Here is a 21931-nt window from a genome sequence, read left to right on the forward strand (position 1 = left end):
CCGCCGGGCCTTCTCGGCCCCGGTGGATCAGCCCCGGCCCATCACCGAGACAAAGGACTCCGGGTCGGTCTCGAAACCGCGTACAGCGTCTCTGAAGGACCAGGCGCCCGTGTCGGCGCGGACGAATTCCGCTATCACCGCCGCCGTGGCGCCGGAGACGGCCGAGAAGTCATGGCCCGCCAGCTCGGTATACCCCTCGGTCACTTCCACCCGGGTGTTCGCCACATCGCCGAAGGCGAGCCGGCCGTCCCGCTGCTGGATCACCACCCCCACCACGACCCGCCCGTAATCCGCCGCCAGCCGCTCCAGCTCCAGCTTCATCACCTCGTCGGAGCCGAACCCCTGACCGGTGCGGCTGTCCCGGGTCAGAGTGATGGTGCCGTCGGGCGAGCGGCTGTCGAAATGCACGACATATGCCGGATCCCCCTGCGGCGCGTCCTTGCGGTAGGTCGCCGCGACGATGTCGAGATCGTGGGGTGCCCCGCCGATCGGACTCGGATCCCAGCGCAGGGCCACCTCGACCGTGCGGACGCCTTTGTTCGGGCTGCTCACCACAAATCCTCTCCCCATAACTGCCGGTGACTCTCCCTCCGTTGACCGTAGCCGCTGACGGGGGTGCGGGGCGAGGAAATGGCAGGTGTACGCCAGCGGCCCGGGTCGATGCCGGGCCTTCCCGCGGCCGTACACGCTTCGCCCCTCCGTTCGCCCCATCCCGGAGAACCGAACAGCCGCGACCCGCGTCCCGTCCCGGGCCGTACGATGGCGCGGTGCTGGTCAAGTGGATTCGCTGCTCCGTGGTCGACCGACGTGGCTTCGAACGGGGGCAGCGGAAATGGGCGGGGCTGCTCGGCGAGCCGGGATTCCGGGGCCAGGGCGGGGGCTGGAGCAGGGGGCGGCCCCATGTCGCCCATGTCTTTGCGTTCTGGGAGAGCCGGACCTTCTACGACTCGTTCATGGCCCGCTCCCACGACCGGCTGGCGGCCGGTCAGACAGGTACGTACCGGGAACCCCAGGTCAGGCTGTTCGACCACCGATTCGATGTGAAGACGGGCTTCGAGCCGCGGTTCGGGGACGTCGACGTCGTTCGGGTCGCCCACTGCAAGGTGCGGGAGGAGCGGGTCGAGCACTACGCGCTGATGCAGGAGAAGGTCTGGAATCCGGCGATGGCCGGATCGCCCGGCATGGTGCGAGGCCTCTTCGGGGAAGCGCCCGGGAACGAGTTCCTGGTGATGTCGATGTGGCAGTCCGAGGCCGAGCACGGGAAGTACCGCAGGGAACGGGTGGAGCGGCTGCTGCTGCGGGCGCAGACGGAGGCGGACGTCGCGGCCCTCAGCGGCGACGTGGTCGAGCTGGAACCGTCCTGGACGGTCTGAGCTCGGCCTTTGACGACATCGCAGCTCAGAGCCTTGCGCCGAGGCATGTCCACCGGATGGTCCGTCCCGGCCGCCCGGCCCGGCCGGGTCCGATCTAGGGTCGTGGCATGGTACGACCGCGACGCATCGTCCTCGTCCGGCACGGCGAATCGGAGGGAAACGTCGACGACACCGTGTACGAGCGCGAGCCCGACCACGCGCTGAGACTGACCGCCACCGGCCGTGCCCAGGCCGAGGCGACCGGCGCCCGGCTGCGCGAGCTGTTCGGCCCGGAACGGATCAGTGTCTATGTCTCGCCCTACCGGCGCACCCATGAGACCTTCCGGGCCTTCGGCCTCGACCCGGCCGGGGTCCGGGTACGCGAGGAGCCCCGGCTGCGGGAACAGGACTGGGGCAACTGGCAGGACCGGGACGACGTACGCCTCCAGAAGGCGTACCGCGACGCCTACGGCCACTTCTTCTACCGCTTCGCCCAGGGCGAGTCCGGCGCGGATGTCTACGACCGGGTGGGCGCTTTCCTGGAGAGTCTGCACCGCAGCTTCGAGGCGCCGGACCATCCGCCGAACGTCCTGCTGGTGACGCACGGGCTGACGATGCGCCTGTTCTGCATGCGCTGGTTCCACTGGAGCGTCGCGGAATTCGAGTCGCTCTCCAATCCGGGCAACGGCGAGACCCGGATACTCCAGCTCGGCCCGAACGGGCGCTACACCCTCGACCGGCCCTTCGCACGGTGGCGTACCCCCGAGCCGTACGGCGTCACCGGTTAGAGTGGCGGGAAGATGACCGCTGACTCCGATCGCGACCGGCGCCTCGAACGCGCCCTGGACAGCCTGCGCGGACTGTCCGTGGGAGACGCCCTCGGCTCCCAGTTCTTCGTACCGACCCATCACCCCCTGCTCAAGCGGCGCGCCCAGCCGCCGGGCTCCTGGCAGTGGACCGACGACACCGAGATGGCCTGCTCGGTGGTGGCCGTCCTGGCCCGGCACGCCCGGGTGGACCAGGACGCGCTGGCCCGCTCCTTCGCCGAACGCCATGACTTCGACCGCGGCTACGGCCCCGCCGTCAACCGTATGCTCCGGCTGGTCCGCGAGGGCGGCGACTGGCGAGAACTCGCCGCAGGTCTTTTCAACGGCCAGGGTTCGTGGGGCAATGGATCCGCGATGCGGGTCGCGCCGCTGGGGGCGTGGTACGCGGACGACCCCGAGCAGGCCACCCACCAGGCCGAGATCTCCTCCTACACCACCCATCAGCACCGTGAGGCCGTCGTCGGGGCGATGGCCGTGGCGGCTGCGGCGGCGCTCGTCGCCGACCCGGCCGGTACCCCCGAGCCGGGGGATCTGCTGGACGGGGTCATCGCCCTGGTACCGCGCAGCGCCGTCGCCCAGGGGCTCCGCCGGGCCCGCGACATGCTCGACTACGGGGACGCGGCGACCGTCGCCGCGGTCCTGGGCCGGGGGCGGCGGACCAGCGCGCACGACACCGTGCCGTTCGCGCTCTGGTCGGCGGCCCGGTCGCTGGGCGACTACGAGGAGGCGTTCTGGACCACCGCCCAGGTGGGCGGGGACGTGGACACGACCTGCGCGATCGTCGGAGGGGTGGTCGCCGCCGGTGCCGCCGGACGGCCGCCCGGCGAGTGGCTGGAGCGCACGGAGCCGCTGCCGTCCTGGGTGCCGACGGACAGGTCTGCGGGCTGAGCGGAATCGCCACCCGGGAGACGCAGCCGGGTCCTGACCGGAAGTCGCGGGTTCCGTCCGCCTGCCGGGGTGGCCCCGGCGACCGTTCGCATCTGTGACGGCGCCACCGTCGAAAACGGTCACGCGGTGATCGCGGACCAGGCCGTCGCATCGGCCGTGCGGCTCCCGGAAGGTGTTCCGGAGGCCGGACGGCCCGGCCCGGCGCGTCCGGGCCGATGCGTGGCGGCGATGCCGTACGGGACGAGCCGCGGGTCGCCGAGCTGGCGCGCGGGGCTGTACGGAAGCGAATGAGATACCGCCGGATCCAGTGGGTCCGGTCGGCCGGGGGCCCGGTGGAACCTGCCGCCCACCACCTCCGGGCCGGGCCCCGGGGGCCGGTGGAACAGAGCCTTCCGGGCCGCGGCGGAACCGTGATGGGAATCCGGTTGTCCCCGGTGGGTGCGGGCGGCGTAACCTTGCTGGCGCCATGCCGTACGAACCACCTACTCACAGAGTCGAACGCTCGATCCGGGCCACCACCGGCGCCAGGATCATCGCCGGTGTCGACGAGGTCGGACGCGGGGCGTGGGCCGGGCCTGTCACCGTGTGCGCCGCGGTCACCGGACTGCGTCGGCCCCCCGAGGGACTGACCGACTCCAAGCTGCTCTCGCCCAAGCGCCGGGAGGCACTCGCCGCCGAACTGGAATGCTGGGTGACCGCCCACGCCCTGGGGCACGCCTCGCCGGAGGAGATCGACGAACTGGGTATGACCGCCGCCCTGCGACTGGCCGCGTGCCGGGCGCTGGAGGCGCTGCCGGAACGCCCGGACGCCGTGATCCTGGACGGGAAGCACGACTATCTCGGCGCCCCCTGGCAGGTGCGTACGGTGATCAAGGGGGACCAGTCGTGTGTGGCGGTGGCGGCGGCATCCGTGATCGCCAAGGTGCGCCGCGACGCCATGATGGCCGAACTTCCCGGTGATGTGGCCGATTTCGCCTTCGCGGCCAATGCCGGCTACCCCTCACCGACCCACAAGGCGGCCCTCGCGGAGCTGGGGCCCACCCCGTACCACCGGCTGTCCTGGGCCTATCTGGACGCGCTGCCCCGCTGGCGGCATCTGAAGAAGGTCCGGACCCTGCCGGAGGAGAACACACCGGAGAGCGGGGGCCAGCTCGGCTTCGACTTCTGAACTGCCCCGCCACCAGGTGAATCGTACGTACGTGCCCACCCGCTGATGCCATTCGAACCGGCATTTGATAGACATCCACCCATGCCTCTCCTTCCCGAGGAGCCTCAGATTCACGAGAGTGCCCAGGGTCCCCGCGCCACTCCGGCCACCGGCCGCCCCGCGCCGACCCCTCGCCCCGTACCCGGTCCGCGTTCCACCGCGTCTCCCCGTCCGGGGAGCCCCGGCCCGGCCCGGCCGGGCCCCCCGGTCCGCAAGAACGCCTCCGCCGAGCCGTCCGCGGCCTCGCCGGAGAATCGTTCCAAGCCGCAGATTCAGCTGATCCCCGCTTCGCCGGACGGCGCGCTCGACGCGGCCGACGAGACCGTAGACCTGCTGCTCGACACCGGCCGGGCCCCCAGTGACGTCCTGGTGCTGACCGCCACCGGTCTCCACCCGCTGGCGGCACACGAGCTGAGCTTCGGCGAGGCCGCGTACTGGGCCCAGCAGGACGCCGCCGAAGACGTCTTCTACGCCGAGGCCGCCGCCGTCGGCCGAGCCGCGAACCGGGCTGTCGTCGTGGTGGCGCTCAACGGCGGTACGGAGGCGGACGCCGCCCGGATCCTGCCCGCCGCGCTGACGAAGGCGACGGCGCTGTTGATCGTGTGCGGGGACCCCGAGCGGGTCAACGCCGCGCTCGGCGTGTCCGTCTGACCGGCGGAACGGGCGTCGCCGGATCCCGGCCGCGGTCCGGGTGACCGCGGTGCGCGATAGCTCCGGCTGTCCCTCGGGGACAGCCGGAGATCGGCATGTCCGGGCCGGAACCGCCCGCGCCGGATCAGCCCGTGCGCCCGGCCGGGGCCGACCACTTACGGCGCCGACCCGCTGAAGCAGCCGGTCGGCCGCGGGGCGTGTGGACACAGCCGCCGGCCTCCGGGAGCCGACGGGCATCCGGAGGCCGACGGGGGTCGTCTCAGCGTGCGGCGGTACGCCGCAGTACTTCCGATGAGCCGCCGGCGGTACGCAGCTCATGGGGCTCCGACGCCAGGGACTCGGCGAGGTCCCCCGGGGTCGAGGTCGAACTCGGCCGACGCCCTCCCCGGCCCTCGCCGAATACCTGCCAGCCGCCGCGTGTCAGCGTGATGTACGCACCACAGCGCAGGCCGTGCAGGGTGCAGGCGTCGCGCAGCCCCCACATCCACGCCCCGTCCTCCTCGGTCCATCGTTCGTCGCCCTCCCGGCAGTAGAGGAGGACGGCGGTACGGACCGGGGTACGGCGCCGGAGGTCGTGCGGGATCACCCGGCGGAGGTGGGCCAGCAGGGCGTTACGGAACTCCCAGCCGTCCACCGGCGCCGAGCGCCGGGCGAACGAGGCGCTCGCGGCCAGCCGTTCCTCGGGGTCGAGAACGGCGACGACCGCCGTCGAAGGTGTCGGCCGGTGGCGGGTATGGAGTCCACTGACCACTTCCCGGGGATTGCGCAGCAGCGGGATCCCGGCCGCCGTCCACTCGGAGGGCTGGAGCATTCGGGCGAGGCGGCTCGCGGAGCCGTTCGTCGAAGTGGCTGCGGACGAAGCGAATCCGAAGGTCACGGTCCTCCCTTCGCATACGCGCCCACAGTGCGGGCAGGGTCGGGTGAGGGCGCACCGCGGCACAGCCCTCGCGGACCGCGAAGGGGCAGTGCGGGGAGCAGTTCAATTCTTCCTGGCGCTTCCGGATGCGGCAACGAGCAAATCGAAGGCGCTGGCAGGAATGAGGGGGTATGCCGCGGATATCCCTGCCCGCAGAGTTCCCTGTGACTCCTATCGTGCCCATCAGAGTCATCCCTGAACCGCGAGGACCAGCGGGAACACCCCCTTCGCGCCCGAAGTCCGCAGCAATCGGGCCGCGACGGCCAGCGTCCATCCGGTGTCCGAGAAGTCGTCCACCAGGAGGACCGGGCCGTCCGCGGCGGCCAGGGCGGCGGCGAGCGGCGCCGGAACCACGAACGCGTCGTGCAGCGCCCGGACCCGCTGGGCGCTGTTGGTCCGGGAGGGCCGGACCTCCGATCCCTCACCCGCGTACTCCACCGAACCCAGCAGCGGCATCCGCCCGATCCCGGCGATCCGGGCGCCGAGCGACTCGATCAGCACGGGCCTGGAACGGGACGCGACGGTGACCACGCCGACCGGCCGCGGGGGCGCGTCCGGCGCCCCCGACGCCCAGCCGCCCCCGCCTCTGGCCCAGTCGGCGAGCACCGTCACCACGGCGTCCGCGACATCCGCGGGCACGGGCCCGTCGGGTGCCTGCGGCGCCAGCATGGGGCGGAGGCGATTGCCCCAGCCGATGTCGGAGAGGCGTCCCAGCGCCCGCCCGGGCAGTGCCTGCTCCCCCTCGGGGATCCGGCCTTTGAGGGCGACACCCACCGAGGCCAGCCCGGTCGGCCACATCCGGCGCTGCTCCACCTCGACCCCGGGCCGCCCCAGCTCGCCCCGGGCCGCGTCCAGCGCCGAGGTGGAGACCTTGTCGCTGAAGCGGCCGCCCGCGCAGTTGTCGCACCGGCCGCAGGGCGCCGCGTCCGCGTCGTCCAGCTGGCGGCGCAGGAACTCCATCCGGCAGCCGGTGGACGACGCGTACTCCCGCATGGCCTGCTGTTCGAGCTCACGTTGCCGGGCCACCCTCGCGTACCGCTCGGTGTCGTACGACCAAGGGCGGCCGGTGGCGGTCCAGCCCCCCTTCACGCGGTGCACGGCCCCGTCCACGTCGAGGACCTTGAGCATGGTCTCCAGCCGGGCCCGCCGCAGCTCGACGAGGGGCTCCAGGGCGGGCAGGGACAGCGGCCTGCCGGCCTCCGCCAGGACGTCGAGGGTGCGGCGCACCAACTGCTCCGAGGGGAAGCCGACCGAGGCGAAGTACTGCCAGATGGCCTCGTCCTCGCGGCCGGGGAGCAGCAGCACCTCCGCGTGGGCCACCCCGCGCCCGGCCCGGCCCACCTGCTGGTAGTAGGCGATGGGGGAGGACGGCGAGCCGAGGTGGACGACGAAGCCGAGGTCCGGCTTGTCGAAGCCCATACCGAGAGCCGAGGTGGCGACGAGCGCCTTCACCCGGTTCGCCAGCAGATCCTCCTCGGCCTGCTGCCGGTCGGCGTTCTCGGTGCGGCCCGTGTACGAGGCGACCGTATGGCCGCAGCGGCGCAGATAGGCGGTGACCTCCTCGGCCGCGGCGACCGTGAGTGTGTACACGATGCCGGACCCCGGCAGCTCGTGGAGATGGTCGGCGAGCCAGGCCAGCCGGGTCGCGGCATCGGGCAGCCGGAGCACACCGAGGCTCAGGCTCTCCCGGTCGAGCGGACCGCGCAGCACCAGCGCGTCGGTGCCCGCCCCCGTACCGAGCTGCTCGGCGACGTCGGCCGTGACCCGGGCGTTGGCCGTAGCGGTAGTGGCCAGCACCGGGACGTCGGCGGGCAGCTCCGCCAGCATCGTGCGCAGTCGGCGGTAGTCCGGCCGGAAGTCATGGCCCCAGTCGGAGATGCAGTGCGCCTCGTCCACCACGAGCAGCCCCGTGGCGGCCGAAAGCTCCGGCAGTACCTGGTCGCGGAAGTCGGGATTGTTCAACCGCTCGGGGCTGACCAGCAGCACATCCACCTCGCCCGAGGCGATCTCCGCCTTGACGGTGTCCCACTCCTCGGGGTTGGCGGAATTGATGGTCCGAGCACGGATCCCGGCCCGGGCCGCGGCCTCCACCTGATTGCGCATCAGGGCGAGCAGCGGGGAGACGATCACGGTGGGTCCCGCTCCCCGGGCGCGCAGCAGGGACGTCGCGACGAAATACACCGCGGACTTGCCCCAGCCGGTGCGCTGGACGACCAGCGCCCGGCGCTTGTGGGCGACCAGTGCCTCGATCGCCCGCCACTGGTCCTCGCGCAGGCGCGCGACGCCGGTGTCGTCGGAGACGAGTCGGGAGAGCACGGCATCGGCCGCCGCTCTGAGGTCCGCGGGATCCGCGAGGTCTGCGTGGGTCATGCCCCCATGCAACCCGATGGCACCGACAGGAGGCGAATGAGGCCGCCGGCCTGTGGATAACGTTATCCACAGGGGTCGCGGAGATCGCGTGGTCACTGCGAACGTCGACGCCATGAACGAGCACCGAGACTCTCAGGACAACGCGAGCGGCGCACGGGACGGCGACGGGACGGGCGCGGCGGTTCCCGCCGGTTCCGCGCACCTGCCGGACGGCGCGGGCCGGATGGCCTCCCCCGACGAACAGATCACCCTCCGCGGTCCGGCCGAGCTGGCCGACTCCCTCCCCTATCTGCTGGGGTACCACCCCTTCGACTCCGTCGTCCTCGTGGCGCTGCACGGGCCCGGCGGCCGCTTCGGCGGACGGGTGAAGCTGGGCATTCCCGGCTCGCCGGGGGAGTGGGGCGGGACGGCGCGGCAGCTCGCCGAATGCCTGATCGAGGGGAGCCGCCGGAGGGACGCGTGTCCCGACGGCATCGTCCTCTTCCTCTGCCGGGAACCGGGCGCGGACCAGGACGGCCGGGCGGTGATGGAGTGGCTGCGGCCCTTCGCCCAGGAGCTGCGTACCGCGTGCGGCGCGCTGGACGTCCCGGTGTACGAAGCGCTCTGTATCTCCGGCGGCCGTCTGTGGTCCTACTGCTGCCCGGACGAGCGGTGCTGCCCGCCGGACGGTGCCGTGCTGGTCCCGCCCGGGACCTCGGTCCTCGCGGCGGCCGCCGCCTACGCGGGTGTGCGGCTGCGCGGCACCCAGCAGGAGATGGAGGCGAGGCTGGCGCCGTTGCCGGAGCCGTGGGCCGGGCCGCAGTGCCGTGCCCTGGACGACGCGGCGGTCGAGCTCGTCGAGCGCGTCGTGGTCGGCGGAATGGCGGCCAGGCGGCTCGGGGACGACACGATCGCTCTGGCCGGGATGCTGATGGACCGGCTCGCCGGGGCCGGGTCCGTCGGGAGTCCGGCCGCGGCCGACGCGGCGGACGACCGGCTGATCAGCCCGGACGAGGCGGCGTTCGTGATTCTCGGACTCCAGGACCGGGAGACCCGTGACCGGGCCGCCGCGTGGATGGAGGGGCCGGAGGCGGAGCCCGCCGCGCGGCTGTGGCGGGCGCTGGCCAGGCGCTGCGTCCCGCCGTACAGCGAGTACGCGGCGGCGCCGCTCGCCCTGGCGGGCTGGGTCGCCTGGGCCGGAGGCGACGAACCGGCCGCGCGGATCGCCCTCGGCGCGGCGCTGCGCAAGGACGCCGACTATGTTTTCGCGGTCCTGTTGCACCAGGCGTGCAACGAGGCCGTGGATCCGGAGCCGATCCGGGAGTGGTTCCGGCGGGGCGGGGCCGAGCCCGGGAAGGGGACGGCGATCGAGGGGGTGCCGCGGCCCCGGGGTGCCGGTACGGCGGGGCGCCGGGCCGTCCGGGGTCCGGGGCGGACGGCGGGCGGCCGGGCACGTCCGGCGGCCGGACGGCCGTCCGGCCGGGCCGAGCACTCGGGACGCCGGCGCGGAGCGGCCGGGAGGACGGACCGGGGTGCGGGCGGGACGGGCGGCCCGGGCAGCGGCCCGGCCAGGGAGACGGAGAGCGACGGCTGACGGGGCGGCGGTCTCCGGGCCGCGCCCGGATACGCGGGGGCGGGGCCGCCGGGCTTCCTGGTCGGCGCCCCGCGAACCCGCCGCCGGAGGACCGGCCGAGCGGCGCGTGGACCCTGGAGAACGGCGGTACGGGGAGCGGCGGCAGGTCGGTGGCGGCGACGATACGGAGGAAGTCCGCCCCGTGTGCGCGGGGGTGTTTCCGAAGCCGAAAGGAGTGTTTATCGTCAGGCAGACGACTATGATCACGGGCATGTCTCCCTACGACCCGTCGGCCTTTCCGCCCTTTGCCGTCACCGTCGATCTGGTCGTGCTCACCGTGCGCCGACACCAGCTGTGCGCCCTGGTGGTGCGCCGGGGCGAGGCGCCGTTCCAGGGGCGGTGGGCGCTGCCCGGCGGCTTCGTACGGGGAGACGAGGACCTGGCGGCGGCAGCGGCGCGCGAGCTGGGCGAGGAGACCGGGTTGTGCGCCCACGACCCCGGGTCGCCGGTGCCGGACGGCGGGGCCCATCTGGAACAGCTCGCCACCTACGGCGACCCCGGACGCGACCCCAGGATGCGCGTGGTGAGCGTCGCCCATCTGGTGCTGGCACCCGATCTGCCCGCGCCCAGGCCCGGGGGTGACGCGCACGGCGCGCGCTGGGCGGCCGTCGGCGATCTGCTCGACGGGGATCCCGCCGGAGTCGTCGGGGCCCCGGGGGACGACGACCAGGCCCTGGCGTTCGACCACGCGCGGATTCTGGCGGACGGGGTGGAGCGGGCCCGCTCCAAGATCGAGTACTCGTCACTGGCGACCGCTTTCTGCCCGCCGGAGTTCACGGTCGGCGAGCTGCGACGGGTGTACGAAGCGGTCTGGGGAGTGGCCCTGGATCCCCGGAACTTCCACCGGAAGGTCACCGGTACTCCCGGGTTCCTGGTTCCGGCGGGCGGGACCACCACCCGGCAGGGCGGCCGGCCGGCGCAGTTGTTCCGGGCCGGTGGCGCCACCCTGCTCAATCCGCCCATGCTGCGCCCCGAGGTCTGACCGGCCGGGTCGGTGCCGCGCACTGCCCCGGCGCCCCGCGCGCCCTCTGCGAAATGTCCGAAATGTCAAGTTATCGTGCTGGGGCCCGCATGCCGCCGGGCGGCCCCCGCTCCTCCGTGGGAGACGCGATGCTCCAGGCCATCGGATTGACCAGCACTCCCCGGAAGAAGCCGTCCCCGGCGGTCGACGACCTCACCTTCGATGCCGCCCCCGGTGCCATCACGGCCCTGCTGGGGCCCGAAGGGGCGGGCAAGACGACCGCGTTGCGCCTGATGCTGGAGCTGGAGCCCGGCCAAGGGGTCACGTACTACCGGGGGAACCGGCTCGGCGACATCGCGCATCCGGCCCGCGAGGTGGGCGCCCTGCTCGGCGACGTACCCGGCCACCCCGCCCGTACGGCCCGGGGGCAGCTTCGGATGCTCTGCGCGGCGGCCGGAGTGCCCCTGGCCCGCGCCGGTGAACTGCTGGAGGCGGTCGGGCTCGCCGGAATGGCCGACGAGCGGCTCGGATCCCTCCCACTCGCCATGGACCGCCGCCTCGGACTCGCCTCGGCGCTGCTCGGCGATCCCGGCACGCTCCTCCTCGACGAGCCCGCGAAGGGACTCTCACCCCGCGACCAGGGCTGGCTGTACGGAATGCTCCGGAGCCACGCCGACCGCGGCGGCACGGTCCTGTGCGCCGTCGCCGACCCCAAGGAGGCCGCCCGGATCGCGGACCGCGTCGTCACGCTGGACGCGGGGCGCCTCGTCGCCGACCAGGACGGCGCCGAGTTCGCCCGGACCCGCCTGCGGCCCCGGGTCTCCGTACGGACGCCGCACGCCGTCCGGCTGGCCGATGTGGTCCACCGGGAGGCCCGTGCGGCCCGGCGGTCGGTCGAGGTCGTCCCGGAGCCCGGCGGAGTGCTCTCCGTCTACGGAAGCAGCTGCGCAGAGGTGGGTGAGGCGGCCTACCGGCACGGTGTCCTGGTCCACCGGCTCACCGACGAGACGGGTGACACCGCCCCCGCCGTGCTGTCCCCCTCCGCCGGCGCCGAAGCGCCCGCCGGACCGGCCGGGACGCCCCGCGCCCGCCGTCGGGCCGCCGCGAAGGTCTCCGGAGCGCTGCCCGTGCCCCGGCCGGTGACGAGCCCCGTCCGCCCTCTCCGCTATGAACTGCACCGGATGTTCGGGGTGCGGACCGTGTTCTGGATCGCGGGCGCGACCGTACTGGTCTCCGTCGTGGCCGGTCTGCTGCTCGCCCGCTCCCGGGGCAGCTCCGCCGAAGCCGCCGTCGCCGCCTGGCCCGGCTATCTGCCGCTGCCGCCCGCCGCCTTCGCGGCCGGGCTCGTCGGAGCCCTCGCCTTCGGCGACGAGTACCGCTACCCGGCACTGGCCGCCGCACGCGGCACCGTTCCCCGACGGCTGGGGCTGCTGATCGCCAAGCTCGCGGTCACCGCGGTCTGCGCCCTGGGGCTCGCCGCGCTGGTAGCCGCCACCGGGTTCTGGGCCCTGCGGCTGGTCTACGGAGCGGAGGCGACCGTACCGCCGGGGCAGTGGCCCGCCCTCGCCGCGGGCTGGGGCGGGCTCGCGGTCGGCAGCGCCTGGACCGGGCTGCTCGCCGCCGGGATCTTCCGCTCCACCGCCGCGGGGGCCGCCGCCGTGCTGGCCGTGCCGGTCGTCGTCACCCCCCTGATGCGCCAGGCGCTGATCGTGCCGGCGGTGCGCTCCGTCGCCGGACTGCCCGACCGGCTCCGCGAACTGGCCTGGGTGCGGCTGCCCCACCAGGCCGACGTCTGGCTGCTGTCCGCCGCCGGGCTGCTCGCCCGCCCCGCCGGAGCGGCTCTGGTCCTCTCGCTGGCGGCCCTGGTCTGCGCCTACGCGGCCGTCCGGCTGCGCCGCAGGGCCGTGTGGTGAGGGCGGCGGTCCGGGGGTCGCGCGCCCCCGGATTCTCATGATGATCGGCTGAACCGATCGACAGCACTCCGAGAAATGACCACTTCTATCCGATAAGTCGTCAATTGTGGGGGAAGCGCCGATCACCCTTTCGTGTGCTTTTCACCAAAGACCTCAAGGCCCGTGAAAGCCGCGCCGACAAAGGATGACGTGAGTACCCTTGCGCAGACCATGATGAACGCCCGCCCCGCCGACTCCGGCCTCGCCGGGCCGGGCGAACTCGACCGCTATCCCTACGGGGAGTCCCACACCGCCGACCGTGTCGCCCCTCCCGCCTGGGACGTTCCCGACGCCGAGCTGGGGCGGGCCGGGCGCCGCGCGGCAGGCAGCCGCGGCCGTGGACTGCACGGCCAACTCGTTCAGCAGCTCGGTCAGATGATCGTCTCCGGTGACCTGGGCGCCGACCGCCCGCTCGTCCCGGAGGAGATCGGCCAGCGTTTCGAGGTCTCCCGTACCGTCGTCCGCGAGTCGCTGCGGGTCCTGGAGGCCAAGGGGCTGGTCAGTGCCCGCCCGAACGTCGGTACCCGGGTGCGTCCGGTCAGTGACTGGAACCTGCTCGACCCCGACATCATCGAGTGGCGGGCCTTCGGCCCGCAGCGGGACGACCAGCGCCGTGAGCTGTGCGAGCTGCGGTGGACGATCGAGCCGCTGGCCGCGCGGCTGGCCGCCGGCCACGGCCGGGAGGACGTCCAGCAGCGGCTCGCCGACATGGTGGAGATCATGGGGCACGCCCTCGCCCAGGGCGACGGCATCACCTTTGCCCGGGCCGATGCCGAGTTCCACACCCTGCTCATCCAGCTCGCCGGTAACCGGATGCTGGAGCATCTCTCGGGGATCGTCTCCGCCGCCCTCCAGGTCTCCGGCGGGCCCGTCGCCGGCTGTGACCGGCCGAACGACGCCTCCCTCACCCACCACGCCCGGATCGTCGACGCCCTGGCCGCCGGTGACTCCAACGGAGCCGAGACGGCCATGCGCCAACTGCTCACCGTCCACCCGGAGGTGGAGCGCGTCGTACCGGCGCCGCGCGAGCACTGAGCGCCCGGCCGCGGGGTCGGGCGTACGGAGGCGTATGCGCACCGTGCCCGTACGCGATCGTGCCGCCGGATTCCCCGGGAGTCCGGCGGCACGGTTGTGCGTAGAACATCCGATCTATACCTTTCGCCCTTTTTGCGGTGTGACTCGGGCCACGTGGATTGGGCGTAACGCTCCTCGAAACCGTGCGATGACCTAAGAGGTGACAGCCGAGGAGGGAATACAGCAGCCGTCGACGGCGCTGTGCACTTCCGAGGTGTGTTCCGCCCGCGCCACCGGTACATCCGCAGCCCGGTGGTCGTCGGCTCCGGCCCGATCATGGGCTGAGCCGGAAGCCGTTTCCATCGTTCCGAGAGGTTGTTCGTGTCGGCCAGCACATCCCGTACGCTCCCGCCGGAGATCGCCGAGTCCGAATCTGTGATGGCGCTCATCGAGCGGGGAAAGGCTGATGGGCAGATCGCCGGCGATGACGTGCGGCGGGCCTTCGAGGCCGACCAGATTCCGCCAACCCAGTGGAAGAATGTACTGCGCAGCCTCAACCAGATCCTCGAGGAAGAGGGTGTGACGCTGATGGTCAGTGCCGCAGAGTCGCCCAAGCGCTCCCGCAAGAGCGTCGCTGCGAAGTCCCCCGCGAAGCGCACCGCCACCAGGACCGTCGCGGCCAAGACCGTCACGTCGAAGACCGTCGCCGCCACCTCGGCCCCGACGGCCGAGGGCGTCGACGCGCAGGCCGGTGACGAGACGGCGACGCCCGCGAGGAAGGCCGCGGCCAAGAAGACCGCCGCCAAGAAGACGGCGGTGAAGAAGACCGCCGCCAAGAAGACCACGGCCAAGAAGACGGCGGCCAAGAAGGACTCCGACGAGCCGGCCGAGGGCGAAGAGCTGCTCGACGAGGTCCAGCCCGGCGGCAAGGACGAAGAAGAGGCCGAGGGCGAGAGCAAGGGCTTCGTCCTCTCGGACGAGGACGAGGACGACGCGCCCGCGCAGCAGGTCGCGGTCGCCGGTGCCACCGCCGACCCGGTCAAGGACTATCTGAAGCAGATCGGCAAGGTACCCCTGCTCAACGCCGAGCAGGAGGTGGAGCTGGCCAAGCGCATCGAGGCCGGTCTCTTCGCCGAGGACAAGCTGGCGAACTCCGACAAGCTGGCGCCCAAGCTCAAGCGTGAGCTGGAGATCATCGCCGAGGACGGCCGCCGGGCGAAGAACCACCTCCTGGAGGCCAACCTCCGGCTCGTGGTCTCGCTCGCCAAGCGGTACACCGGCCGCGGCATGCTCTTCCTGGACCTGATCCAGGAGGGCAACCTGGGTCTCATCCGCGCGGTGGAGAAGTTCGACTACACCAAGGGCTACAAGTTCTCCACGTACGCCACCTGGTGGATCCGGCAGGCGATCACCCGGGCCATGGCCGACCAGGCCCGTACGATCCGTATCCCGGTGCACATGGTCGAGGTCATCAACAAGCTGGCCCGTGTCCAGCGCCAGATGCTCCAGGACCTGGGCCGCGAGCCCACCCCGGAGGAGCTGGCCAAGGAACTCGACATGACCCCCGAGAAGGTCATCGAGGTGCAGAAGTACGGCCGTGAGCCGATCTCCCTGCACACTCCGCTGGGCGAGGACGGCGACAGCGAGTTCGGCGATCTGATCGAGGACTCCGAGGCCGTCGTGCCCGCCGACGCCGTCAGCTTCACGCTCCTCCAGGAGCAGCTGCACTCCGTGCTCGACACGCTCTCCGAGCGCGAGGCCGGTGTGGTCTCCATGCGCTTCGGCCTCACCGACGGGCAGCCGAAGACGCTGGACGAGATCGGCAAGGTGTACGGGGTGACCCGTGAGCGGATCCGGCAGATCGAGTCCAAGACCATGTCGAAGCTGCGCCACCCGTCGCGCTCGCAGGTCCTGCGCGACTACCTGGACTGATAGATGCCTGATGGCGCCTGGCAGCGGCATGAGAGGGCCCGCCTTCCGGAAGGGAGGCGGGCCCTCGCCGTCTTCGCGGGCGGCCCGCCGGTGGGACGAGCGGGGCGCGTCCGGGGTGTCGTACGAACGTGTGTCCGTCAGCGTCGTGTGGCGCTGGGGTGCGCTCGGCGGTCCGCTGGCTGACGCTGAGTGGACGTCACTCACGCTGAGTCAGGAGACCGTATGCGCCCTCTTCTCGTCCGAGCCCTGACCGGAACGCTCGCCCTCGCCGCCGCCGGGGTTCTGCCGCCCCTGGTGGAACCCACCTCGGCCGCGGCCGACAGCGTTGTCGTGGGCGGATTCCCGGTGAAGGTGTCGGATACCCCCTGGGTCGTCGCGCTCGCCAGCCGTGACCGGTTCGGAGGAACGCGCTCGGGTCAGTTCTGCGGCGGTGTCGTGATCGCCCCGACGAAGGTGATGACGGCGGCGCACTGTCTGAGCCGGACCGTGCTCGGCGGGGACGTCGCCCAGGTGAAGGATCTGCGGGTGATCGCCGGGCGGACCGAGCTGACCTCCTCCGACGGCCGGGAGATCCCGGTGAGCGACAGCCGGGTGTCGCCCGCGTACAACCCGCTGACGAACGGTTCCGACCTGGCCGTGCTGACACTGGCGGAGCCGCTGCCTGCGGAATCGGTGATCCCGGTGGCGCCCGAGGGGGACCAGGCGTACGTCCCGGGGACGGCGGCGAAGGTCTACGGCTGGGGGGACACGGAGGGCAACGGCAGGTATGCCACCGCGCTCCGGGCGGCCGATGTGACCGTACTGGCCGACCGCAACTGCCAGACGGCCTATCCCGGGGGCCTGGGCGGCCGCTACGACGCCGCGACGATGGTCTGTGCGGGAGATACCCGGGGCGGCCGTGACGCCTGCCAGGGGGACAGCGGAGGGCCGCTGGTGGCCCGAGGCAAGCTGATCGGTCTGGTGTCCTGGGGGAGCGGCTGCGGGCGGGCCGACAGTCCCGGGGTCTACACCCGGGTGTCGGCGGTGCCGCTGCCGTAACCGATCGCGGCCACCGGGCCGGTCGCGACCCGGTGGGAGGACGAGAGCGGGCGGTCGACCCCTGCCGTGAGGGGTGACCGCCCGTCGGCCGATCCTGGACCGGCCATCGCTCGTCGTGGATGTGAGGTGTCAGTGATCCTCTTGCCCGGCACCGGCCGGCACGGCCGTGAGTCGGTCGGTCTCATCCTGTATTTCCGCGGCGATCTTCTTGAGTTCCGGCTCGAACTTGCGACCGTGGTGGGCGCAGAAGAGCAGTTCACCGCCGCTGGTCAGCACGACGCGCAGGTATGCCTGGGCGCCGCAGCGGTCGCAGCGGTCAGCGGCCGTCAGCTGGCTCGCGGGTGTCAGAACAGTAGTCACGTCGCCTCTTCTCTAGCTCGACGAGCTGTCGTACCAGGGTCAACATCCAACCAGCCCGAAAACGTTCCCGCTCGGGGCTTTTCCTCGAAAGTTCCTCCCGAGGCGGCTGTCTGCTACCAGGTGGCGGCGAATGAGCCGTATTGCTGTGCTCTACGGGTTTCGCGTTGCTTGTCTCGTTTGGCCCTCCCGGCCGGGTTGCCGGTGTTCATGAGGACGTGCCCGGAGCCTAAATGGTTCATGCCTGGAAGGGAACGTGATGTTCACGTCACCCCATCGGGCTATCGAACGTTCGTGCGATGATGGCGAGGGGTTAAAAATCGCGAGGGTGGCGTTACATCGGCTCTATCAGGGCTCGGTACCCTCTGACCGGCGACCGACGCCGGGCCCGTACCCCTCTGGGCCACATTTGAAATTCAGCGAGGAGCGAACCGCGTGACCGCCGAAACGTCCGTGCCGTCCACAGCTTTGCTGACAGCGGAGCGTGACGGCTCCAACTACACAGCGCGGCACCTGCTCGTCCTCGAAGGTCTCGAAGCCGTCCGCAAGCGTCCCGGAATGTATATCGGCTCCACGGACAGCCGCGGCCTGATGCACTGCCTCTGGGAGATCATCGACAACTCCGTCGACGAGGCACTCGGCGGCCACTGCGACCACATCGAGGTGATCCTGCACGACGACGGCTCGGTAGAGGTCCGGGACAACGGCCGGGGCATCCCGGTCGACGTGGAGCCGAAGACCGGACTCTCCGGGGTCGAGGTCGTGATGACCAAGCTGCACGCGGGCGGCAAGTTCGGCGGCGGCTCGTACGCCGCCTCCGGCGGTCTGCACGGTGTCGGCGCCTCCGTGGTGAACGCCCTCTCGGCCCGGCTCGACGTCGAGGTGGACCGCAACGTCACGCACTCGATCAGCTTCCGCCGCGGGGTGCCCGGCATCTTCACCGAGCAGGGACCCGACGCCCCCTTCGACCCGGCGAACGGACTGCGCAAGGGCAAGCGGGTCCCCAAGAACCGCACCGGCACCAGGGTGCGTTACTGGGCCGACCGGCAGATCTTCCTCAAGGACGCCAAGCTGTCGCTGGACCACCTCCACCAGCGCGCCCGCCAGACCGCCTTCCTCGTCCCCGGCCTGACCATCGTCGTCCGCGACGAGCGGGACCTGGAGGGCGAGGGCAAGAGCCAGGAGATCTTCCGCTTCGACGGCGGCATCAGTGAGTTCTGTGAGTACCTGGCGCAGGACAAGGCGGTCTGCGACGTCGTGCGGCTGACCGGGCAGGGTACCTTCAAGGAGACCGTCCCGGTCCTCGACGACCGGGGCCACATGACCCCGACCGAAGTCACCCGGGAACTCGGGGTCGACATCGCCCTGCGCTGGGGTACGGGGTACGACAGCACCGTGCGGTCCTTCGTGAACATCATCGCCACGCCCAAGGGCGGAACGCACGTCACCGGTTTCGAGCGCTCCGTGACCAAGACGATGAACGAGGTCCTCCGCTCGGCCAAGCTGCTGCGCGTCGCCGAGGACGACATCGTCAAGGACGACGCCCTCGAAGGGCTCACCGCGGTCGTCACCGTGCGGCTCGCCGAGCCGCAGTTCGAGGGGCAGACGAAGGAGGTGCTGGGCACCTCGGCGGCCAACCGGATCGTGGCCAACGTGGTGGCCAAGGAGCTGAAGGCCTTCCTCACCTCCACCAAGCGCGATGCCAAGGCGCAGGCCAGGGCCGTGCTGGAGAAGGCCGTGGCAGCCGCGAGGACCCGGATCGCGGCCCGTCAGCACAAGGAGGCGCAGCGCCGGAAGACGGCGCTGGAGACCTCGTCGCTCCCGGCCAAGCTCGCCGACTGCCGCAGTGACGACGTGGAGCGGAGCGAGCTGTTCATCGTCGAGGGGGACTCCGCGCTCGGTACCGCCAAGCTCGCGCGGAACAGTGAGTTCCAGGCGCTGCTGCCGATCCGGGGCAAGATCCTCAACGTCCAGAAGTCCTCCGTCTCCGACATGCTGAAGAACGCCGAGTGCGGGGCGATCATTCAGGTCATAGGAGCGGGCTCGGGCCGGACCTTCGATCTCGACGCGGCCAGGTACGGGAAGATCGTGCTGCTGGTGGACGCCGACGTCGACGGCGCCCACATCCGCTGTCTGCTGCTCACGCTCTTCCAGCGGTACATGCGGCCGATGGTGGAGGCCGGGCGGGTCTTCGCGGCCGTTCCCCCGCTGCACCGGATCGAGCTGGTCCAGCCGAAGAAGGGCCAGGACAAGTACGTCTACACCTACTCGGACAACGAGCTGCGGCAGACCCTGCTGGAGTTCCAGCGCAAGGGCATCCGCTTCAAGGACTCCGTGCAGCGGTACAAGGGCCTGGGCGAGATGGACGCCGACCAGCTGGCGGAGACCACGATGGACCCGCGGTACCGGACGCTGCGCCGGATCAACATCGGCGATCTGGAGGCGGCCGAGCAGGTATTCGACCTGCTGATGGGGAACGAGGTGGCCCCCCGCAAGGAGTTCATCACCAGCTCGGCGGCGACGCTGGACCGCTCGCGTATCGACGCCTGAGCGACGGTCCCGGGAGTCCCCCGGGGGCGGTTGCGCGCGATACGCGCGGATGACGGGCGCACGCGCTCCGAGGACGCGTGCGTGGTCGGGGCGGCGGCCGGGGAGGCCGTGCCCACCCGGGGGTGGAGTCGAGAACTCCACCCCCGAACCGATACCTCGGCGGGGACCCGCTCCGTAGCATCGAAGCGACGGAAGGGGACGCCGTGATCAGGGGAAAGGCCATGACGTGGCCAGGGCGGGAGGCGCTGTCCGAGCTGGGCGTGCCGCGCACGCAGATCGTGCTCGATGTCGTGCTGCTGGGGTCACTGGCGACCTGGGCTCTCTCCAGCGCTTACACCTCCGTCGGCCTCCACGGCTGGGGGCTGTTGTTGCCGGTGGCCGCGCTGCTGGTGGGCGCGGGCGCGGTATGCGGGCTGCGCCGGACGACTCGGGAGCGGAGACTGGCGGTCTCGGTCGGGCTGATCGTCGTGCTGGGAGGGATGGGCTGGGCTTCGTACGCGGTGGGCATGGATGTGATGGCGGCGGTGCTGTGGATCTCGGGCGCAGCCCTGGCGCTGGAGCGGTTGCCGCTGTTGATCGGGCTGCTGCTGGCCGTGCCCCTCGCATCCTCCTTCGCGATACAGGTGCCGGAGGCAGATGCGCTGGGGACCGCGATCACCATGGCGGGCATTCTGTTCGGCGGTTGTGCCCTGCGGCTCGACGCCCAGGCCCGGGGGGCGGGGTTCCGGCTGCTGGCCCAGGAGCGGGCGGCGCGGGAGGCCGAGGCGGTGTCGGCGGCGCTCGCGGAGCGGGCCCGGATAGCCCGGGAGATCCATGACGTCCTGGCGCACAGCCTTTCCGCCCAGCTCGTTCACCTGGAGGCCGCGCGTATCCAGATCGAACGCGGGCCCGAGGGCGCATTCCGCGACGAGATACTGGAGCGGGTGACGGCGGCCCGGGGGATGGCCCGGAGCGGGCTGGCGGAGACCCGTCAGGCGCTGTCGGCACTGCGGGGCGAACTGACGCCTGTGGAGGAATATCTCCGGGGGATCGCCGCGGAGGACGATGCGGACACCGTGGTGACGGGCGAGCGGCTGGCGATGGCTCCCGAGGTCTCACAGGCGGTGCGGCGGGTGGCGCAGGAGGCGCTGACCAATGCCAGGAAGCATGCCCCCGGAGGCCGGGTGCGGCTGTTGCTCGCCTATGAGGGGAGTGGAGTGCGGCTGGAGATACGGGACTCGGGGCCCGCTGTCCACAGCTGCGAGCTGAGTCGATCGGGTTCGGGCTACGGTCTGCTGGGGATGCGGGAACGGGCGGAGTTGCTCGGCGGCACCCTGGAGGCGGGGCCGGAAGGGGCCGGATTCCTGGTGCGGTTGAGGGTGCCCGCCTGTACCGATGACGCACTGACGGAGCAAGGGGCGCGGATCGGGGCGCCGGAAGGGGCGGGGGCGTGGAGAGTAGCGCCGGGATGGTGACACCGGGTGAGGCCGGGTCCGGGGGTAGCCGGAATCTTGAAGACGGCCGGGACCTCGGAGGCGGTCGTAGTGGTCTCGGCGGCCGGGATGGTCGGGCCGGCCGAGGCAGTGGCGACGGCGGTGCGGAGAACCTGCGGGTGGTCGTCGCCGATGACCAGGCGGTGGTCCGTGAGGGGATCGTGATGCTGCTCGGGCTGCTGCCCGGAATCGAGGTCGTCGGGGCGGCGAGAGACGGGGAGGAGGCGATCGATCTGGTGGCCGGGCTGGCTCCCGATGCCGTGCTGATGGACCTTCGGATGCCGCGTTGCGACGGTGTGGAGGCGACGCGACGGATCCGGGAGGAGTATCCCGGCACGCAGGTGGTGGTGTTGACGACCTATGCCGATGACGATTCGCTCTTCCCCGCACTGCGGGCCGGGGCCCGGGGCTATCTGACCAAGGACGCGGAGGGCGAGGAGATCGTCCGGGCCGTCCGGGATGTGGTGGCGGGGAGAGCCGGGCTCTCACCGGAGGTGCAACAGCGGCTGCTGGAACGGGTGACGTCGGTACCGGAGCCTACGACGCCGAAGTTGCCGGATGGTCTGACCGGGCGCGAGGGCGAGGTACTGGCGCTGATCGCGGACGGCCTCAGCAATACGGAGATCGCACGGCGGCTGCATATCTCGGCGGCCACGGTGAAGACCCATATCAACAACCTCTTCGCCAAGGCGGGGCTGCACGACCGGGCCCAAGCGGTCCGTTACGCCTACCGGACGGGTCTGGTCCGTCCACCGGAGGCAGGGGTCGGATAGCCCGGAAGGGGACGGGAAGCAGAACGGGGATGGGTCGGGAGCCGGATGCCTGCCCGGAC

18 protein-coding genes are annotated in these 21931 nt (G+C 71.8%); 14 read left to right on the forward strand and 4 right to left on the reverse strand.

Annotated features, from left to right (window positions below):
* Positions 1 to 27: 27 nt before the first annotated feature.
* On the reverse strand, positions 28 to 552 hold the full coding sequence (locus ABZ714_RS14495) for a TerD family protein (RefSeq protein WP_358825537.1): 525 nt from the start codon (positions 550 to 552) through the stop codon (positions 28 to 30).
* A gap of 215 nt (positions 553 to 767) precedes the next feature.
* On the opposite strand from ABZ714_RS14495, the gene ABZ714_RS14500 reads away from it, so the two are divergent.
* The 5 genes from ABZ714_RS14500 to ABZ714_RS14520 all read left to right on the forward strand — a co-directional run bounded on the left by ABZ714_RS14500 (position 768) and on the right by ABZ714_RS14520 (position 4925).
* Positions 768 to 1373, forward strand: coding sequence for a YdbC family protein (locus ABZ714_RS14500; RefSeq protein WP_358825538.1), 606 nt, complete (start codon positions 768 to 770; stop codon positions 1371 to 1373).
* Positions 1374 to 1480: 107 nt separating this feature from the next.
* Positions 1481 to 2140: a histidine phosphatase family protein gene (locus ABZ714_RS14505; protein WP_358825539.1), complete on the forward strand. Its 660-nt coding sequence runs from the start codon at positions 1481 to 1483 to the stop codon at positions 2138 to 2140.
* A gap of 12 nt (positions 2141 to 2152) precedes the next feature.
* A complete protein-coding gene (locus ABZ714_RS14510; RefSeq protein ID WP_358825540.1) occupies positions 2153 to 3067 on the forward strand; it encodes an ADP-ribosylglycohydrolase family protein in 915 nt (304 codons plus the stop codon).
* 466 nt (positions 3068 to 3533) lie between these two features.
* Positions 3534 to 4235, forward strand: a complete 702-nt coding sequence (locus tag ABZ714_RS14515) for a ribonuclease HII (RefSeq protein ID WP_358825541.1) — start codon at positions 3534 to 3536, stop codon at positions 4233 to 4235.
* 81 nt (positions 4236 to 4316) lie between these two features.
* Positions 4317 to 4925 (forward strand): hypothetical protein, encoded by a 609-nt coding sequence (locus ABZ714_RS14520; protein WP_358825542.1) that lies wholly within the window; start codon positions 4317 to 4319, stop codon positions 4923 to 4925.
* A 259-nt stretch (positions 4926 to 5184) separates the two neighbouring features.
* Here ABZ714_RS14520 and ABZ714_RS14525 read toward each other — a convergent pair whose 3' ends face one another.
* Both ABZ714_RS14525 and ABZ714_RS14530 read right to left on the reverse strand, forming a co-directional pair.
* Positions 5185 to 5802 carry a hypothetical protein gene (locus ABZ714_RS14525; protein WP_358825543.1) on the reverse strand — a complete coding sequence of 206 codons (618 nt, stop codon included), beginning with the start codon at positions 5800 to 5802 and terminating at the stop codon, positions 5185 to 5187.
* A 228-nt stretch (positions 5803 to 6030) separates the two neighbouring features.
* The gene (locus tag ABZ714_RS14530; RefSeq protein ID WP_358825544.1) at positions 6031 to 8211 is read right to left on the reverse strand and encodes a RecQ family ATP-dependent DNA helicase; all 2181 of its coding nucleotides are present in this window, start codon (positions 8209 to 8211) and stop codon (positions 6031 to 6033) included.
* 223 nt (positions 8212 to 8434) lie between these two features.
* Between ABZ714_RS14530 and ABZ714_RS14535 the strand changes: the two genes are divergently transcribed.
* The 6 genes from ABZ714_RS14535 to ABZ714_RS14560 all read left to right on the forward strand — a co-directional run bounded on the left by ABZ714_RS14535 (position 8435) and on the right by ABZ714_RS14560 (position 16720).
* Positions 8435 to 9784 (forward strand): DUF4192 domain-containing protein, encoded by a 1350-nt coding sequence (locus tag ABZ714_RS14535; RefSeq protein WP_358825561.1) that lies wholly within the window; start codon positions 8435 to 8437, stop codon positions 9782 to 9784.
* A 250-nt stretch (positions 9785 to 10034) separates the two neighbouring features.
* Entirely contained in the window at positions 10035 to 10805 is a 771-nt protein-coding gene (locus tag ABZ714_RS14540) for an NUDIX domain-containing protein (protein ID WP_358825545.1), read from the forward strand.
* Positions 10806 to 10933: 128 nt separating this feature from the next.
* Entirely contained in the window at positions 10934 to 12697 is a 1764-nt protein-coding gene (locus ABZ714_RS14545; RefSeq protein WP_358825546.1) for an ATP-binding cassette domain-containing protein, read from the forward strand.
* Positions 12698 to 12886: 189 nt separating this feature from the next.
* A complete protein-coding gene (locus ABZ714_RS14550; RefSeq protein ID WP_358825547.1) occupies positions 12887 to 13771 on the forward strand; it encodes a FadR/GntR family transcriptional regulator in 885 nt (294 codons plus the stop codon).
* A 360-nt stretch (positions 13772 to 14131) separates the two neighbouring features.
* On the forward strand, positions 14132 to 15682 hold the full coding sequence (locus tag ABZ714_RS14555) for an RNA polymerase sigma factor (protein ID WP_358825548.1): 1551 nt from the start codon (positions 14132 to 14134) through the stop codon (positions 15680 to 15682).
* Positions 15683 to 15904: 222 nt separating this feature from the next.
* Positions 15905 to 16720, forward strand: a complete 816-nt coding sequence (locus tag ABZ714_RS14560) for a serine protease (protein ID WP_358825549.1) — start codon at positions 15905 to 15907, stop codon at positions 16718 to 16720.
* A 129-nt stretch (positions 16721 to 16849) separates the two neighbouring features.
* On the opposite strand, the gene ABZ714_RS14565 is transcribed toward ABZ714_RS14560, so the two are convergent.
* Entirely contained in the window at positions 16850 to 17080 is a 231-nt protein-coding gene (locus ABZ714_RS14565) for a hypothetical protein (protein WP_358825550.1), read from the reverse strand.
* 432 nt (positions 17081 to 17512) lie between these two features.
* Here ABZ714_RS14565 and ABZ714_RS14570 point away from each other — a divergent pair, with 432 nt between their 5' ends.
* From ABZ714_RS14570 to ABZ714_RS14580, 3 genes are all read left to right on the forward strand, one after another.
* Positions 17513 to 19627 (forward strand): DNA topoisomerase IV subunit B, encoded by a 2115-nt coding sequence (locus ABZ714_RS14570; protein ID WP_358825551.1) that lies wholly within the window; start codon positions 17513 to 17515, stop codon positions 19625 to 19627.
* 221 nt (positions 19628 to 19848) lie between these two features.
* Positions 19849 to 21081: a sensor histidine kinase gene (locus ABZ714_RS14575; RefSeq protein WP_358825552.1), complete on the forward strand. Its 1233-nt coding sequence runs from the start codon at positions 19849 to 19851 to the stop codon at positions 21079 to 21081.
* A 131-nt stretch (positions 21082 to 21212) separates the two neighbouring features.
* Entirely contained in the window at positions 21213 to 21872 is a 660-nt protein-coding gene (locus tag ABZ714_RS14580; RefSeq protein ID WP_358825562.1) for a response regulator transcription factor, read from the forward strand.
* The last annotated feature ends 59 nt before the right edge of the window (positions 21873 to 21931 follow it).

It is taken from the genome of Streptomyces sp. NPDC006798, from assembly GCF_040635975.1.
In the GTDB taxonomy this organism is placed as follows: Bacteria; Actinomycetota; Actinomycetes; order Streptomycetales; family Streptomycetaceae; genus Streptomyces.

Bases quoted from the DNA above. Each gene is read 5' to 3' on its own strand.
- ABZ714_RS14505 (WP_358825539.1), top strand. From the start codon at position 1,481: ATGGTACGACCGCGACGCATCGTCCTCGTCCGGCACGGCGAATCGGAG.
- ABZ714_RS14510 (WP_358825540.1), top strand. From the start codon at position 2,153: ATGACCGCTGACTCCGATCGCGACCGGCGCCTCGAACGCGCCCTGGAC.
- ABZ714_RS14515 (WP_358825541.1), top strand. From the start codon at position 3,534: ATGCCGTACGAACCACCTACTCACAGAGTCGAACGCTCGATCCGGGCC.
- ABZ714_RS14520 (WP_358825542.1), top strand. From the start codon at position 4,317: ATGCCTCTCCTTCCCGAGGAGCCTCAGATTCACGAGAGTGCCCAGGGT.
- ABZ714_RS14530 (WP_358825544.1), bottom strand. From the start codon at position 8,211: ATGACCCACGCAGACCTCGCGGATCCCGCGGACCTCAGAGCGGCGGCC.
- ABZ714_RS14535 (WP_358825561.1), top strand. From the start codon at position 8,435: ATGGCCTCCCCCGACGAACAGATCACCCTCCGCGGTCCGGCCGAGCTG.
- ABZ714_RS14540 (WP_358825545.1), top strand. From the start codon at position 10,035: ATGTCTCCCTACGACCCGTCGGCCTTTCCGCCCTTTGCCGTCACCGTC.
- ABZ714_RS14545 (WP_358825546.1), top strand. From the start codon at position 10,934: ATGCTCCAGGCCATCGGATTGACCAGCACTCCCCGGAAGAAGCCGTCC.
- ABZ714_RS14560 (WP_358825549.1), top strand. From the start codon at position 15,905: ATGCGCCCTCTTCTCGTCCGAGCCCTGACCGGAACGCTCGCCCTCGCC.
- ABZ714_RS14575 (WP_358825552.1), top strand. From the start codon at position 19,849: ATGACGTGGCCAGGGCGGGAGGCGCTGTCCGAGCTGGGCGTGCCGCGC.